The sequence below is a fragment of the Rhodobacteraceae bacterium D3-12 genome (assembly GCA_025916135.1).
Lineage (GTDB): Bacteria > Pseudomonadota > Alphaproteobacteria > Rhodobacterales > Rhodobacteraceae > JAKGBX01.
Window position 1 is genome coordinate 3,269,294 of sequence record CP104793.1, and the last position, 15,082, is coordinate 3,284,375.

Annotated in this window: 11 protein-coding genes and 1 pseudogene; 1 reads left to right on the plus strand and 11 read right to left on the minus strand. The window is 61.6% G+C overall.

Translation table 11 applies throughout. The features are described 5' to 3' along the window. Window positions 1-101: 101 nt before the first annotated feature. The 8 genes from N4R57_16200 to N4R57_16235 all read right to left on the minus strand — a co-directional run bounded on the left by N4R57_16200 (window position 102) and on the right by N4R57_16235 (window position 9,559). Complete coding sequence (locus N4R57_16200; protein ID UYV36531.1) at window positions 102-1,079, minus strand: SLAC1 anion channel family protein; 978 nt, start codon at window positions 1,077-1,079, stop codon at window positions 102-104. A gap of 142 nt (window positions 1,080-1,221) precedes the next feature. Further along, entirely contained in the window at window positions 1,222-2,544 is a 1,323-nt protein-coding gene (locus tag N4R57_16205) for a TRAP transporter large permease (GenBank protein ID UYV36532.1), read from the minus strand. Continuing rightward, the gene (locus tag N4R57_16210) at window positions 2,541-3,110 is read right to left on the minus strand and encodes a TRAP transporter small permease (protein ID UYV39597.1); all 570 of its coding nucleotides are present in this window, start codon (window positions 3,108-3,110) and stop codon (window positions 2,541-2,543) included. Before N4R57_16210 ends, N4R57_16205 begins: the two co-directional genes overlap by 4 nt. Before the next feature lie 117 nt (window positions 3,111-3,227). Then, window positions 3,228-4,265: a TRAP transporter substrate-binding protein gene (locus N4R57_16215; GenBank protein ID UYV36533.1), complete on the minus strand. Its 1,038-nt coding sequence runs from the start codon at window positions 4,263-4,265 to the stop codon at window positions 3,228-3,230. A gap of 108 nt (window positions 4,266-4,373) precedes the next feature. Further along, entirely contained in the window at window positions 4,374-5,018 is a 645-nt protein-coding gene (gene maiA, locus N4R57_16220; GenBank protein ID UYV36534.1) for a maleylacetoacetate isomerase, read from the minus strand. 633 nt (window positions 5,019-5,651) lie between these two features. Next, window positions 5,652-6,431: a xanthine dehydrogenase family protein subunit M gene (locus tag N4R57_16225; GenBank protein UYV36535.1), complete on the minus strand. Its 780-nt coding sequence runs from the start codon at window positions 6,429-6,431 to the stop codon at window positions 5,652-5,654. Between the two features lie 164 nt (window positions 6,432-6,595). Next, the gene (locus N4R57_16230; GenBank protein UYV36536.1) at window positions 6,596-8,959 is read right to left on the minus strand and encodes a xanthine dehydrogenase family protein molybdopterin-binding subunit; all 2,364 of its coding nucleotides are present in this window, start codon (window positions 8,957-8,959) and stop codon (window positions 6,596-6,598) included. Window positions 8,960-9,073: 114 nt separating this feature from the next. Continuing rightward, window positions 9,074-9,559 (minus strand): (2Fe-2S)-binding protein, encoded by a 486-nt coding sequence (locus N4R57_16235; GenBank protein ID UYV36537.1) that lies wholly within the window; start codon window positions 9,557-9,559, stop codon window positions 9,074-9,076. Window positions 9,560-9,775: 216 nt separating this feature from the next. Here N4R57_16235 and N4R57_16240 point away from each other — a divergent pair, with 216 nt between their 5' ends. Then, window positions 9,776-11,023, plus strand: coding sequence for a hypothetical protein (locus N4R57_16240; protein ID UYV36538.1), 1,248 nt, complete (start codon window positions 9,776-9,778; stop codon window positions 11,021-11,023). Window positions 11,024-11,030: 7 nt separating this feature from the next. Here the strand turns inward: N4R57_16240 and N4R57_16245 are convergent, their stop codons facing one another. The 3 genes and pseudogenes from N4R57_16245 to N4R57_16255 all read right to left on the minus strand — a co-directional run bounded on the left by N4R57_16245 (window position 11,031) and on the right by N4R57_16255 (window position 15,037). After that, the gene (locus N4R57_16245) at window positions 11,031-11,564 is read right to left on the minus strand and encodes a carbon monoxide dehydrogenase subunit G (GenBank protein ID UYV36539.1); all 534 of its coding nucleotides are present in this window, start codon (window positions 11,562-11,564) and stop codon (window positions 11,031-11,033) included. A 143-nt stretch (window positions 11,565-11,707) separates the two neighbouring features. Further along, the gene (locus N4R57_16250; protein UYV36540.1) at window positions 11,708-12,763 is read right to left on the minus strand and encodes a DUF2235 domain-containing protein; all 1,056 of its coding nucleotides are present in this window, start codon (window positions 12,761-12,763) and stop codon (window positions 11,708-11,710) included. Beyond that, window positions 12,744-15,037, minus strand: a pseudogene (locus N4R57_16255) (xanthine dehydrogenase family protein molybdopterin-binding subunit). The gene N4R57_16250 and the pseudogene N4R57_16255 overlap by 20 nt, the downstream one beginning before the upstream one ends. Window positions 15,038-15,082: the final 45 nt, after the last annotated feature.

Sequence of the window (15,082 nt, forward strand, 5' to 3'; positions counted from 1 at the left end):
GCCCCCGGCATTGCTACGTCACTTGGATCATAGCCTAGACCGCAGCGCGCGCATTTCACCAGAGGGGGCGCGCAAAAAACTTGCCGCCCGCCGCTGCGCTGCTATTCCGGAATGCAAATCTGACGGTCCAGTGCCGCCTTCACCGTGCGCAGGAGCAGCGCCGCGATGATCGCGCTGGCCAACAGCAACAGCACGCCGCCCATCAGCCGGTGAAACTCTGAGCCGGTAACAGCGGCAAAGCGGAAGCTGGCAATGGCAACAGCCGCAATAGGAAAGCTCAGCGCCCAAAAGCTCAACGCAAACTCAAGCCGTGCAATCCGTGGCAATTGCACCACCACAATCGCGGCAAACAGATACGCGCCGTTAATCAATATCCGCCCCAGCGCGTCGATCTCTCCACCGTTCAGCCGCAGCCACGCCACAAACGCCACCGCAGGCGGCGCGATCAGGATCACAAGCGTCGGCTGCAACCGCCCCGGCAACGGGTCATGAAACACCAACCGGTTGATCACCAGAGTCAACAGCACGACCCAGAAGATCAAACCGACGGACATAAAATACCAGCTCAGCTCGACAAACCCCAAGGGCACGCCTGCGATCGGCACAATCACATTGCCCACCGCCGGAATAAACCACGCCGGATTCAACATTCCGTGCTGGAAACTCCGCGTTCCGATCCAATTCGACACCACCGCGATGGTCAGCACAAATTGCAACCCCGCGCCTGCGCCCCACAAGGCCAGCGCAAGACCCGCGTTCCGCTCAACCGTGGCTGTCGCCAACAGCAACATCGAAATCGCAATCGCCGGGAAAAAGCTCAAGCGCACAGGGTGTTTCCATTCCGCCACCACCGCCGAGGGGTGCAGGACCAACTTGGCCAGATACCCCGCCGCAATCACCAGAAAAACCGCAAAGGTAAAAAGGTAAAGCGCGCCGGAAATCTGCCCGCCCATGCCAAAGGCCAACTCGCCCTGATGCATGGCAAGCGTCAGCCCCGCCAGCCCCATCACCATCCCGAAAAGCGGCACGGGATAGTGCTTCAACCCGTGTTCCACGCTGGCTGCGGTTACATCACTCATGGCCTGACCTTTCGTTTGTCGACTCGCTGCCGGACTATACATATTGTTTATGGAATATAAGCAAGGGGCCGCGTTGCCGCAGCCCCTCGATTCCGCGCTTCCGCGCCGTAGGGTGGGGTTCCACCCCATCGCCCCTGCTGCGCTAGTTGAACACGCGCAACAGGAACAAGGTGATCGACGGGAACGCCACAAGGATGACAACCCGCACCACATCCGAGGCGACGAAATACATCACCGCGCGGTACGTCTCGACCATCGGCGTGCTGCGATCCATCGAGTTGATGACAAACAGGTTCATCCCCACCGGCGGCGTGATCAAACCGACCTCGACAACGATCAAAACGATGATCCCGAACCAGATCGCGGTCTCTTCAAGCGACATGCCGAAATCCAGATTGCTGATGATCGGAAAGAAGATCGGGATCGTCAAAAGGATCATCGACAGGCTGTCCATCACACAGCCGAACAACAAATAGAGCGTCAGGATAATCGCAAGGATCACCCAGGGCGAATAGCCCAGCGCCGCCACGAATTCAGCCAACTCCTGTGGCACCTGCGTCAGCGCAAGGAAGCCGTTGTAAAACGCCGCCCCCAGCACGATGAAGAAAATCATCGCGGTCGAGCGCCCCGTCGCCATGAAGCTCTCGACCAGCGTGCCGCCACGCAGACCGCCATTCAGAAAGGCGATCAACCCGGTGCCAAAGGCGCCAACGGCGGCCCCTTCGGTCGGCGTGAACCAACCGCGATAGATGCCGCCCACCACCAGCAGGAACACCAGCAACACCGGCCAGACATCGACCAGCGCGCGGAACCGCTCGGCATAGGGGATCGGCTCACGCGTGCCCGCCGCATCCGGATGGATGCGCACATAGATCGAGATCGTGATGATATAGCCCACCGCCGCCAGAATGCCGGGAATAAAGGCCGCCAAAAACAGCTTGGCAATGTTCTGCTCGGTCAGAATGGCATAGATCACAAGGATCACACTCGGCGGGATCAAAATCCCCAACGTGCCGCCCGCCGCCAGCGTCGCAGTCGAAAAGCCTCCGGAATAGCCATAGCGCCGCAGCTCCGGCAAGGCGACCTGACTCATCGTGGCAGCGGTGGCCAGCGACGATCCACAGATCGAGCCGAACCCGGCGCAGGCGCCCACGGCGGCCATCGCCACCCCGCCCCGCCTGTGCCCGAGCCAGCTTTCCGCCGCCTTGAACAACGCGGTCGACATGCCGCCCAGCGTCGCGAAATGCCCCATCAACAGGAACATCGGCACAATCGACAGGGAGTAAGAGGAAAACGTCGAATAGGTCTCGGACTTCAGCCGCGACAGCGCCATGTTCCACCCGCCAGTGACCAGATACAGCCCGAACGCCCCGACAAGGAACATCGACAAGCCAATCGGCACGCGCAGGAAAATCAACAGGAGGAGAACAGGGAACGAATAGATCCCGATTTCAAAATTGGTCAATGGTCCACCTCCGCCGCGGCCACGATGGTGCGCATGGTGGCAAACTCCACGATCCGCACAAACGCCATGTAAATCCCGACAATCGCCGCCAACGTCGCTGCCGACAGGCTCAAGGCAAAGGCCCACCAGATCGGGAACTGCAACAAAAAGGTCGTCTCGTGATAGCTCCGCTTCGAAACCATCCCCTCATAGAGCCGCCACGCAATCACCACCAGAACGATGGCAAAAACAATCTCGACAACCATCTGGATAAACCGGTTCACCCGCGCCGGAAGCCGCGCAGTGAAAATATCAACCGAAGCATGGCCAGCGGTGATCTGACACAGCGGCAGGAACGCAAAGATGGAAAAGGCAATTCCCGCCTCGACCAGCTCGAAATCCCCAAGAACCGGGCCAACCCCGGTCGCCAAAAGCGTTTCGGCAATCCCCGGCATCACGCCTTCGATGAAATCGGAATGCAGGATCGTGTTGATCCCCCGTCCCAACACCGAAACACAAGTCAGGACCACCAACGCCGACAGAACAATGCCGCCCAAGATCGCCATGAACCGTGCCAAAAACAGCATCAATCGATGTAGCTGCACACCCGTTCCTCCGCTTGCACCACTCAGCTTTCAAGGCTCACACGGTGCATTTCGATAAAAGACAGGCCGCGCATCCCTGCGCGGCCTGCTCTGTGGCACTTACATGCCGTTTTTCTTGATCAGCTCTTTGGCTTGTTCAACCAGCGCCTTGCCGTCAAACCCGCGACCATCCATCTCGGCGGCCCAGTCGGCTTCAACCCCGGCGGCGGCGTCACGCCACTCCTTTACCTGCTCCGGCGTCAGCGTGATGATGTTGTTGCCCGCGTCCACGGCCGCCTTGCGCGACGGCGCATCGGCACCCTCCATCAGCTTGCCAAACCATGCCGAGGTGTCCGCGCCCGAATTGGCATCAATCGCCGCTTTCAGGTCATCGGGAAGGCTTTCGTATTTCTGCTTGTTCATGGCGAACATGAACGCCGTCGTATAAAGCGACGCATCGCCGAATTCGGTGTGGTTCTTGACCAGCTCCGGCACTTTCAACGCCCCGGTTACTTCCCACGGGATAACGGTCGCGTCGATCACACCCTTGGACAGCGCCTCGGGCACGGCGGGAACCGGCATACCAACCGGCGTTGCGCCCATCGCGCCAAACATCTTGGTGATCACGCGGGTTGGCGCGCGAAGCTTCACACCGTTCAGATCCTTGGTCGATGTGATCGGCTCTTTCGAGTGGATCAGACCCGGACCATGCACGTGGACCGCGATGATCTTGTAGTCTTTGAAATCGGTGTCCAGCATGTTGGCTTCGGCATATTGCCAAAACGCGCGGCTTGTGGCTTCGGCGTCCGACATCATAAACGGCAGTTCAAAGACTTCAGCCTGCGGGAAACGTCCCGGCGTATACCCCAGAACGGTCCAGACGATATCGGCCACGCCGTCTTTCGCCTGATCGGCAAGCTCGGGCGGCTTGCCACCCAGCTGCATCGACGGGAAGTGTTGGATGCTGATCTTGCCACCCGAGGCTTCCTCGACCTTCTTGGCCCAAGGCTCAAGCACCAGCTTGGGCACATTGGCCTGCGCCGGCAAGAACTGGTGCATCTTCAGGGTCACGTCCTGCGCCAGCGCCGCGCCCGCGCTCAGCGCAAGCCCCAGAGCAGACCCGGCCGCAAGGCGAAGGAATGTACGTTTCGTGGTCATTTTTGACATCTCCCTATTGTCAATTATCACTCGGTTGTTCGTCGCGTTTCTTGTCTTTCGGCCCGGCCTCAAACCGACCGGCCCTCCGGGGCCGGAGCAGCTTGGCGCCTAGGCCTCGAAATCCGGCTGGTTTTTCGGATGCGCCCGTTCGAACTCCTCCAAAGCGGCGCAGCGTTGGTAAATCTCACTCACATGCGGCAGGTCGCTGATGTCGACATTGAACCGCTCTGCCGAAAAAACTTGCGGCACCAGACAAATATCGGCCAGCCCCGGCGCGTCACCATAACAGAACGCTGTGGCCTTGTCGCGTTGCTGCAAAAGCCCTTCACAGGCCTTCAGCCCGTCTTTCAGCCACCGGTTGAGCCATGCGGATTTTGCCCCCTCATCCACGCCCAACTCACCGGTAAGGTATTGCAGCACGCGCAGGTTCTGAAGCGGGTGAATCTCGCAGGCGATGACTTGCGCAAACCCGCGCTCTTGCGCCCTCAGCAATGGATCATCCGACAACAGCGGCGGCTCTGGATAGGTCTCGTTCAGCCACTCCATAATCGCCAGCGACTGGATCAACTGCACGCCGCCCTCTGTCACCAATGTCGGGACAAGCTTTTGCGGGTTTAGCGCCTCATACTCTGCGGCCTTTTGGGCGCCGGATTTGAGGTGAACAGGCACAAAATCATAGTCCACCCCTTTGAGGTTGAATGCGATCCGGCAGCGATAGGCCGACGACGAGCGGAAATACCCGTGGAACTGCATCACGCGCGCGCCCTCGCTCTTGTTTGTGTCTTCATGGCCCGCATAGGGCTCCTCCCCTTTATCCGTATTGTTTTTGACGAATCGTCACGCCAAACAACTGGATACACTTGCAACCGTCAAACCGTTTACCTGCCAATGGTCCAACCGTTGCGCCCCTCCTGCGTCACACCGCCCTTGGCCAAGCTAAAGAACAGCCTAATGATCCGCTCAAACTCGAAAAGTTGCAAAACACGCAGGTTTACCGAACCCTCCGTAGAACCGCACAGATCACAACCGCCTCCCCCGATCAACACAACTATAGCCAAAAGCAATACATCGGTCAGCTTATGAAATACCAGTCAACCGACCGGTCGGTCAAGTTTATTTCGACCCGCATCCATCCCCTGAACAACAAACCGCGCCAAACAAAGCGTTGTTCGCCCCCTTTATCCGGCCCCTCATCTGCTACGCAGCACACCGCGGCCCACCTCAAGCCGCGAAAACCACCCCCGCGCCAGCCGCGATGATGAAACCCCCGACAACCTGTCCATCACGCCCATTTGTCACGCCTTCTTCTGCGATACCCCCAAAACGAAAATGGCCCCTGACACAGAGCATGTCAGGGGCCATCTGCAATATCGTCTGAGGCTCAGATCAACAGGCGTCCACCGACCGCCGCGCCATGACGCCAACCAGATGGGCGCGATACTCCGCCGAGCCGTGCAGGTCGCTCATCATGCCATCTGCCGACGGCGTCATCCCGTCCAGCGCCGAGGCCGCGAAATTGGCCGACAGCGCCGCCTCCGCTTCGGCCCAACGGAACACGCCATCGTCGCCCGCTCCGGTCACCGCCACGCGCACACCGTCCGCGGTTTTGGCCACACAGACCCCAACCAACGCGAAACGCGACGCCGGCTGCTCAAACTTCTGATAGCTCGCGGCCTCTGGCTGCTCCACCTTCACGGCGGTGATGATCTCACCCTCGTTCAACGCGGTGCCAAACATACCGTCAAAGTAATCATCCGCCGCGATCTCGCGCGCGTTGGTCACAATCGTGGCATTCATCGCCAATGCCGCCGCCGGATAACAGGCCGCCGGGTCATTGTTGGCAAGGCTCCCGCCAATCGTCCCACGGTTGCGCACGGCCGGATCACCGATATTTCCCGCCAGCGCCGACAACGCCGGAATACTGCCATCTGCGGCCACCTCGGCATGGGTGGTCGCCCCGCCAATCACCAACGTGCGCCCGTTCAGCGAAATCCCCTTCATCTCGGGAATACCGCCCAAACTAACGAGCGTCGACGGGCTGGCCAAACGCTGTTTCAACGTCGGGATAAGCGTCTGCCCACCCCCCAACGCCTGTGCGTCCTCCGCGCCCAAGGCCGCCACCGCATCAGCCACCGTTCCGGGGCGTTCAAATTCAAATTCATACATTCTCTTCTCCTTGCAAAGGGTTGGCACTCACTCCGCGCCGCCCCTTCATCTGACTGGAAATATCCCGGGGGGTGTGGGGGGCTGGCCCCCCACCTTTACTGGGGTGTGGTTGCACCAGAGGTGCGCAAGAGCCGTCGCTGGCCCCCCACTTGCCCCTTCCCCATTCATCCCTGCATGGCCGCCCAGACACGCGACGGTGATGCCGGCATATCGATATGGTCAACCTTGTGACCACCCGATTGCATCGCATCGACCACCGCATTGATCACCGCAGGCGGCGATCCGATCGCGCCGGCCTCACCACAGCCTTTCACGCCCAACGGGTTGTGCGTGCAAGGCGTCTGGCTGGAATGATCGACCGTATAGAACGGCACATCATCGGCCCTCGGCATGGCGTAATCCATGTAAGACGCGCTCAAAAGCTGCCCGTCCTCGTCATAGACAGTGTTCTCGAGCAACGCTTGCCCGATCCCCTGCCCAATGCCGCCATGCACCTGCCCGTCAACGATCATCGGGTTGATGATATTGCCGAAATCATCCGCCGCCGCGAACCGCTCGATGGTGACTTTCCCCGTCTCCGGGTCAAGCTCCACCTCACAGGCATAGGCCCCGGCCGGATAGGTAAAGTTCGCCGGGTCGTAAAACGCGGTCTCCTCCAGCCCCGGCTCGATGTCTTCCAGCGGATAGTTATGCGGCACATACGCCGTCAGGGTCACATCGCCCCAGGCCACCGACTTGTCGGTGCCCGCAACGGTGAATTGCCCGTCCTTAAGCTCGATATCATCGGCGCTCGCTTCCATCAGATGCGCGGCGATCTTCTTGGCCTTGGCGATCACCTTCTCGGTGGCCTTGACCATCGCCGAGCCGCAAACAGCCAACGAACGCGAGCCATAGGTGCCCATCCCGAACGGGATTTTCGACGTGTCGCCATGCACGATCTCGACCTGGCTCTCGTCGATCCCGATCATCTCGGCCACCACTTGCGGAAAGGCGGTCTCGTGCCCCTGCCCGTGGCTGTGCGCCCCGACCATCACGCTGATCGAACCGGTCGCGTTCACCCGCACCGTCGCCGCATCATAAAGCCCGGCGCGCGCGCCCAGCATCCCGACGATGTTCGACGGCGCAATGCCACAGGCCTCGATATAGCAATTCACACCCAATCCGCGCAGCTTGCCGTTCTTCTCGCTCTCGGCGCGCCGCGCCGCAAAACCGGCAAAATCGGCAGCAGCTTCCAGCTTGTCCATCGTGCCGTTGTAATCCCCGGTGTCATACGTCAGCGCCACAGGCGTGTCATAGGGGAACTCGGTGATGAAGTTCTGCCGTCTAAGCGCAATCGGGTCGGCCCCCAACTCGCGCGCGGCCTTGTCAATGACGCGCTCGATTTGATAGGTCGCCTCGGGCCGTCCGGCTCCGCGATAGGCATCCACCGGCACGGTATTGGTAAACGCCGCCTTCACGTTCACCTGAATGACCGGCGTCTTGTAATTGCCCGCCATCAAGGTCCCGTGCAGCCATGTCGGCACTGACGAGCTGAACGTGCTCAGATACGCGCCCATATTCGCCATCGTATTGGTGCGCAGCGCGGTAAAGTTGTTGTCCTTGTCCAGCGCCAGCTCGATCTTGGTCACATGATCGCGGCCATGCGCGTCTGACATGAACGCTTCCGAGCGGGTCGAGGTCCACTTGACCGGACGGTTGCACGCCTTGGCGGCAAAGGTGCAAAACGCTTCTTCCGCATAGTGGAAGATCTTGGTGCCAAAGCCACCGCCCACATCGGGCGCAACCACACGCACCTTATGCTCGGGCAGGCCCAGCACAAAGGCACACATCAAAAGCCGGATCACATGCGGGTTCTGGCTGGTGGTATAAAGCGTGTAATCGCCGGTGCCGCGCTCGTATTGCGCCGCCGCCACGCGGGGCTCCATCGGATTGGCCACCAACCGCTGGTTCTTGAGGTTCAGCGTGGTGACATGTGCCGCCTCGGCGAAGGCCTTGTCCACAGCGGCGTCATCCGTCTCGCCCAGAACCCAGTCATAACATAGGTTCGAACTCAGATCGTCATGCACCTTGGCCGCGCCATCGCTCAACGCAGCGGCCATATCGACCAACGCAGGCAGCTCTTCGATATCAAGCTCGATCGCCTCGGCCGCGTCGCGCGCCTGTTCCACACTGTCGGCCACAACGGCGGCAATCGGGTCGCCCACATGGCGCACCTTGCCTTGTGCCAAAATCGGGTGCGGCGGTTCCTGCATCGGCTCGCCGTGACGGTCCGTCACCTGCCAACCACAGGGCAATCCGCCGACGCCCTCGAAATCCTTACCGGTGAAAATCTTCACAACGCCCGGCATCGCCTCGGCTGCGCTGGTGTCGACCGACTTGAGCACGCCATGCGCCACATCCGAGCGCAGGAAATGCACATAGGCCTGTCCGTGAATATTGATGTCATCTGTGTAATTGCCGGAGCCGGTCAAAAACCGGACGTCCTCGCGCCGCTTGGTGCTGGCGCCAATGCCTTGATCTTTCGGCATGATACTTCCTCCTCTGGGTGTGCCGGGATCAATCCCGGCCTACGCGTTACGCCGTAGGGCGGGGTTCTCCCCGCCATCCGCCTGAAATTGGGTCGTCTGCAAAATCTGCTAAAGTTACTCCGCCGCGATGGCTCCCACGTCCTGACCGGACGCCGCCATCACCGCCTTGACGATGTTATGATAGCCGGTGCAGCGGCAGATATTGCCGCTCAGATACTTGCGCACCTCGGCCTCGCTCGGCTTGGGGTTTTCTTTAAGCAGCGCGACCGCCGACATCACCATGCCCGGCGTGCAGAACCCGCATTGCAACCCGTGATGCTCCTGAAACGCCGCCTGAACGGTGCTCAGCGTGCCATCTTCCGCCGCTTGGCCTTCGATGGTCGCCACCTCGGCGCCCTCGGCTTCCAAAGCCAGCATATTACAGCTTTTCACCGCCTCGCCATTCACATGCACCACGCAGGCACCGCATTGCGCGGTGTCACAGCCGACATGCGTGCCAGTCTGGCCAAGGCTCTCCCTAAGAAACGTGCTCAGCAATGTGCGCCCTTCAACCTCGGCAGACGCAGGTTTGCCATTCACGGTCATATTCACCGTTGTCATGAATTTCCTCCCATTGGACTTCGGTTTCTTTTCTCCCTGTGGTCGAGTTAAGCACGGGTTCGCCCGGTTGAGAAGGCACAATCACGAGATTGCGGCTCCCGCCACCGCCGCCGCCGCTGCTCGCGTCGCCGCCGCGACATAATTTATTGACCCGCGCGACCCAGTTGCTAAACTTTTCGGATCCGCTTGTTTCCCCCTGAAAAAGGCCCCCTGCCTATGTTTGGTAAACCGTTGCCGCTTGTTGCGGCCCTCTTCGCACTCCTGTGCCTCTGCCTGCCCGCCTCCGCCGATCCCCGGCTGGTCTGGAGCATCGAACGCGACTATCACGACGCGGTTCAGGACGTCGCCCTCGACGTGGCAAACGGGCGCGCGATTCTCTTGCTGTCGGGGTATAAGACCCCCCTGCTCCAGATCGTCGCGCTTGACAGCGGTGCCGTGATCCAGAGCCTCGAGCGTCCCGCCTCCGATGCCTTCCCCGGCGATCTCTCCGGCAGCACGCTCGCCCTCACCGACGATCACATCGTCGCATCCGGGCGCGTCGACGGCCGCCCGCACCGCTATGAAATCGCGGTGTTCGACCGGAAAACGCTGGCCTATCTCCACTCCATCGCCCTGCCGCGCGCGCTTGACGGTTACGAGGCCACCGCCGCACGCGCCGAGGTGCAGGCTGCGGGCCGCTACGCCCTGCAAAGCTATTGGGAAATCGACAGCTTCGGCAATCCGATCTATGGCCAGTTCGATCTGGTGACCGGCAGCTTCGTGCGCGCCATCCGCTTTGGTGATGTGAACCCCGATCACGATCCCGGCTCGTTCGGGGCAGAAAGCCCCAACAGCTTCACAGGCCCGGTCACATTTGACGGCACCACCGCCTATTTCCTGCAATATGACAAGGAACACGGCGGCACGATCTTCGCCTATGACCTTGCCCGCGGCGCGGCACTGCCCAAGCTGACACCGCCCGACACGGACGGGCGCATCGCCATCCCCGCCGTGACCACGCCCGAGTCGATCTTCTACAACGTGATCGAAACCTTTCACGCCGGGCTGACGCCCGATCTCATCACCGTGTCATCCGTCTGGCGGGTCAACCGCGCCAGCGGCGCGATCACCATGCGCTACGAAGACCCCTTTGATCCGGGCGATCAGGCCGCACACGCCTTCACCCGCGCGCATCTCGATCCGAAACGCACGGCCTATACCGGCACCGGATTTCCATCCGACACCGCCCTTTCCGAAGGCCGCCTTGTCGCCGGTGCGCCCAACGCCCCTGTCAACGGGATCGAGGCCGGAGCCTATTTCGTCTTCGACGCCGCCACCGGAGCGCTCCTGCATCAGATCACCGCACCCTACCCGCGCGAAAACGGATTGTTCGGCCATTGGCTCTCGCTTGACGGACCATACCTTCTGGTACAGAGCGAAAAGAACCGCGATGTCGGTCAGGTGTTGCTCTACCGGCTCGACTGACGACAGATCAGCTTGAAAAGACCCGCTTGAACCAGCCCTTTTTCTTGCCGTCATCGGCGTCGCTCTCGGCCAGCTCATCGGCCTCGGCCTCATCTGCCGGGCCTTCGACGGCCTCCTGAAAGCGGGTGAAAAACTGATCCGCCATCTTCTTGGCAAAGCTGTCAATGATCCGGCTGCCCAGCTGCGCCAGCTTGCCACCGACCTTGGCGTCAACCACGTAAATCAACGCGGTGCCCCCGCCTTCGCCGTCTTCAAGCCGCACATCCGCGCCGCCCTTGGCAAAGCCCGCAGCCCCGCCCTTGCCCTCTCCGGTCAGGGTCAGGCTCTCGCCCTCCACCATATCCGACAGGGTCACGGTGCCCTTAAAGGTGGCCTTCACGGGGCCAACCTTCTGCACCACGGTGGCCTCGAACCCCTCCTCGGGGCTGCCGGTCAATTCCTGACAGCCGGGCACGCATTCCTTCAATACATCGGGTGATAGCAATGCCGCCCAGACGGTGGCACGGTCGGCATCAATCTGCCGCGTCGCTTCAAGTTTCATAGGTCCTCCCCGGACGATAAGGTGAACGCCCCTCTCCCCAGAGGGCCACAGAAGGCTACGGGACAGGCCCGCGATTCCAAGACTAATCCATGATTGGGCGCGGGTCTATGGCCGGACAGCGCTCAAGCGGCAAACAGCCCCGCTCACACCGGCTCATGCACCCCGTTCAACGCCATCTCGCGCTGCTCCACACTCTCATGCAGCCGCTCTGAACGGTCCGCCCCCACAACCCTGCGCCTGCGCACCCAGAACAGCTTGCCCCAGCTCATCCATGTGCCCACCGACGGCGCCCCCGGATCGGTCGGGAACCGCGCCCGCCACCCCTCGGGCAAGGGCAGGCCGCAGCCCTCGGCCTTCTCCAGCATCCAGACCAGCGGGATGTTGGACAGGGGCCGCGCCGCATCGAACCCGCCCAGCTGTCCGCCGACATCGCCATGCGCGCCGGGAAACCACACCTGTTCCACCCGCGCCTCGCCCCCCTCGGGCGTGGTCCACATCTCGGGCGCAAAGGCCTCGCGCGTCTCATGCAGCGCCAGCGCGTGATAGCCATGCCTGACAGACGGCCCCAGCGAATGATCATGAAACTGATGCGCCGGTTGCGACCATCGCCAGACCACAGGCCAGCGCAGCCCAAGCGCCTTGACGGTGTCCCACACGCCAACCATGTCAATCGCAACCGCTTCATGACAATGCGCCGCGCGAAAGGCCTCCGCCGCCGCGCTTCCCGGCGTCACCTGATAGTGGCGATAGGCGATCTGCACATTGCGCTCGGTCGCGCTCGCATGATGCAACAATCCGATCTGATCTATCGCCCCGGCGAGCGAGCGCACCGCAAACGCACCCCGCGAATAGCCCATCAGGAAAATCTTGTCGCCCGTGCGATACCGCGACGCAAGATAGCTATAGGCCCGCCGGATCTGGGCGTTGATCCCGCGCCCCAGCATCACGTCGCGCGCCGAGCGCCAATCCTGCCACTGCACACCCGCCTCGTAAAACACCGACACCGGCGCGCCGACCTGACTCAGCAACCGGTAGACCAACCCGGCGTTGCTCTCATTGCCCGGCAAAAGAGATGACATCGTGCCATCAAGGATAATCACATGAATGATCGGCCCGCGCCCACGTGCAAGCGCCGGCTTGCCGCCGCGCTGCCATGGCCTCAGCCAGTCAAATACCGATTTACCCCAACGCTTCAGCATCCTGTATCATCTTCCAAACCCGCTCCGGCGTGAAGGGCATATCGGCGCGCCGCACCCCCATATCCCAAAGCGCATCGCCGACCGCATTGGCCACCGCCGCCATCGCGCCCACGGTTCCGGCCTCGCCACAGCCCTTCATCCCCATCGGGTTGGCCGTCGATGGCACCGGCACCGTGTCAAAACCGATCATCGGCAAATCCTGCGCCCGCGGCACCGCATAGTCCATGAAACTTGCCGTGAGCAACTGCCCGTCTTCGTCATGCACGACACGCTCCATCAACGCCTGCCCGGCGCCTTGCGCGACCCCGCCATGCACCTGCCCTTGGGCCAGCAACGGGTTGATCAGGTTGCCAAAATCATCGGCCACATTATAGCGCACCAGCTCAACCAGCCCGGTCTCTGGATCAACCTCGACCTCGGCAAAATGGGCCCCGTTGGGAAAGCTCCGCCCCGGCAGGGTGGCGCGTTGCTCATGGGTCAGCAAATCCTCGCGTCCCTCGGCGCGTGCCATCTCCGCAACCTCCATCACCGTCGGGGTCATATTCGACCCCGGCGCACGAAATGTCTCGTCGTCAAAGCTCACGGCGCTGTCCTCAACCCCCATCTTGTCGGCGACAAAGGGGGTAAAGGCGGCGATCATCGCATCGCGCGTGGCCAGCGTGGCATGTGATTGGGTGGTGACCGAGCGCGAACCGCCCGTGCCACCACCCTGTGCAATCAGGTCACTATCACCCTGAACCACTTCAATCTTTTCGGCCGCTATCCCCGTCTGATCGGACAGGAACTGCGCATGAACCGTTTCATGCCCCTGCCCGTTCGATTGGGCCCCGACGAAAAGCGATACGCTACCGTTCTCGTTAAACACTACCTTCGCACCCTCGGAAGGATCGCCCAAAATACTTTCAATATAGTAACAAAGCCCAAGTCCGCGTTTTTTACCCCGCGCCTCGCTGTCTTCGCGCCGCTTGGCAAAGCCGGCCACATCGCCCAGCTCCTCGGCCCGGCGAAGCACGCGGGCAAACTCGCCCACGTCAATCACCTCCCCGGTGAGGCTGTTATAGGGAAAAGCCTCCGGTGCGATGAAATTGCGCCGGCGCAACTCTTCGCCGCTCACGCCCAACTCGCGTGCGGCCCGGTCCATCAACCGCTCGATCAGGTATATCGCCTCGGGCCGCCCCGCCCCGCGATAGGCGTCCACCGGCACGGTGTTGGTGTAATAGCCCTCGGCCTGCAACCACGCCGCGCCCATGTCGTAAACCCCGGTCAAAACCCGGCTGAACAACCGTGTCTGGATCAAATGCGAAAACTGGCTGTTATAGGCGCCAAGGTTACAGCGCGTGTTGACGCGATAGCCGGTGATCTTCAGATCCGCATCAAACGCCAACGCGGCGCTATGCTCCAAATCGCGCCCGTTTGCATCCGACAACATCGCCTCGCTGCGCGTGCTCATCCAGCGCACGGGCCGGTTCAGCATCCGCGCCGCCTGCGCCACAAGGAACTGCTCGGGATGGGGCTGGGCCTTCATGCCGAACCCGCCGCCGGTGTCCGGGTTGGTCACGCGAATATCTTCCGCCGCCATCCCCAAGGTCTTGGCCAAAGCCGCCTTCGGCCCCCAAACCCCCTGTGCATTGACGGCAAGGTGAAGCCGCCCGTCCTCTATCTCGGCGTAACAGCCACGCGGCTCCATCGACGCGACGATGACGCGGTTGTCCTCAACCTCCATCTCGACCACATGCGCCGCCGCCGCGAACGCCGCCTCGACGGCGGCCTCGTCGCCGATGCCATAGTCAAACGCCCGGTTACCCGGCACATCCTCATGCAGGTCCACACCCCCGGCCCGCGGCTGATGTTTACCGGCAATTCCTCGATCTCGGCCCAGATCGCCTCGGCGGCATCACGCGCCTGCGCTTCGGTCTCGGCCACGATCATGGCAATGATCTCACCAACATGGCGCACCCGGCCCTCGGCCATCAACGGGCGGCGCGGCATCGCCGATTTGCTGCCGTCGCGGTTCTCGATCCCCACGGCCTGCATCCCGCGCGTCACACCCGCCTCGGCCAATCCCGCCGCGTCCAGCACAAGGTGAACCCCCGCCACCTCCCGCGCCGCGTCCAGATCAAGCGGACCTAAGCTGCCATGCGCCACATCCGAGCGCAGGAAATGCACGACCAACGCGCCCTCTGGCGCAATATCGTCGACATAGCGCCCCTGCCCTGTCAGGAACCGCTGATCCTCAACCCGCCGCACCGATTGCGACTTGCCAAATTTTTCCATTGCGCGCGCCTGCCTCTTTCATGTCACCCATTGCGAATGAGCACG

Excerpts from the sequence above, each read along its gene's own strand:
- N4R57_16200 (UYV36531.1), bottom strand. The coding sequence starts at position 1,079 with ATGAGTGATGTAACCGCAGCCAGCGTGGAACACGGGTTGAAGCACTAT.
- N4R57_16210 (UYV39597.1), bottom strand. The coding sequence starts at position 3,110 with ATGCTGTTTTTGGCACGGTTCATGGCGATCTTGGGCGGCATTGTTCTG.
- N4R57_16215 (UYV36533.1), bottom strand. The coding sequence starts at position 4,265 with ATGACCACGAAACGTACATTCCTTCGCCTTGCGGCCGGGTCTGCTCTG.
- maiA (UYV36534.1), bottom strand. The coding sequence starts at position 5,018 with ATGCAGTTCCACGGGTATTTCCGCTCGTCGTCGGCCTATCGCTGCCGG.
- N4R57_16225 (UYV36535.1), bottom strand. The coding sequence starts at position 6,431 with ATGTATGAATTTGAATTTGAACGCCCCGGAACGGTGGCTGATGCGGTG.
- N4R57_16230 (UYV36536.1), bottom strand. The coding sequence starts at position 8,959 with ATGCCGAAAGATCAAGGCATTGGCGCCAGCACCAAGCGGCGCGAGGAC.
- N4R57_16235 (UYV36537.1), bottom strand. The coding sequence starts at position 9,559 with ATGACAACGGTGAATATGACCGTGAATGGCAAACCTGCGTCTGCCGAG.
- N4R57_16240 (UYV36538.1), top strand. The coding sequence starts at position 9,776 with ATGTTTGGTAAACCGTTGCCGCTTGTTGCGGCCCTCTTCGCACTCCTG.
- N4R57_16245 (UYV36539.1), bottom strand. The coding sequence starts at position 11,564 with ATGAAACTTGAAGCGACGCGGCAGATTGATGCCGACCGTGCCACCGTC.
- N4R57_16250 (UYV36540.1), bottom strand. The coding sequence starts at position 12,763 with ATGCTGAAGCGTTGGGGTAAATCGGTATTTGACTGGCTGAGGCCATGG.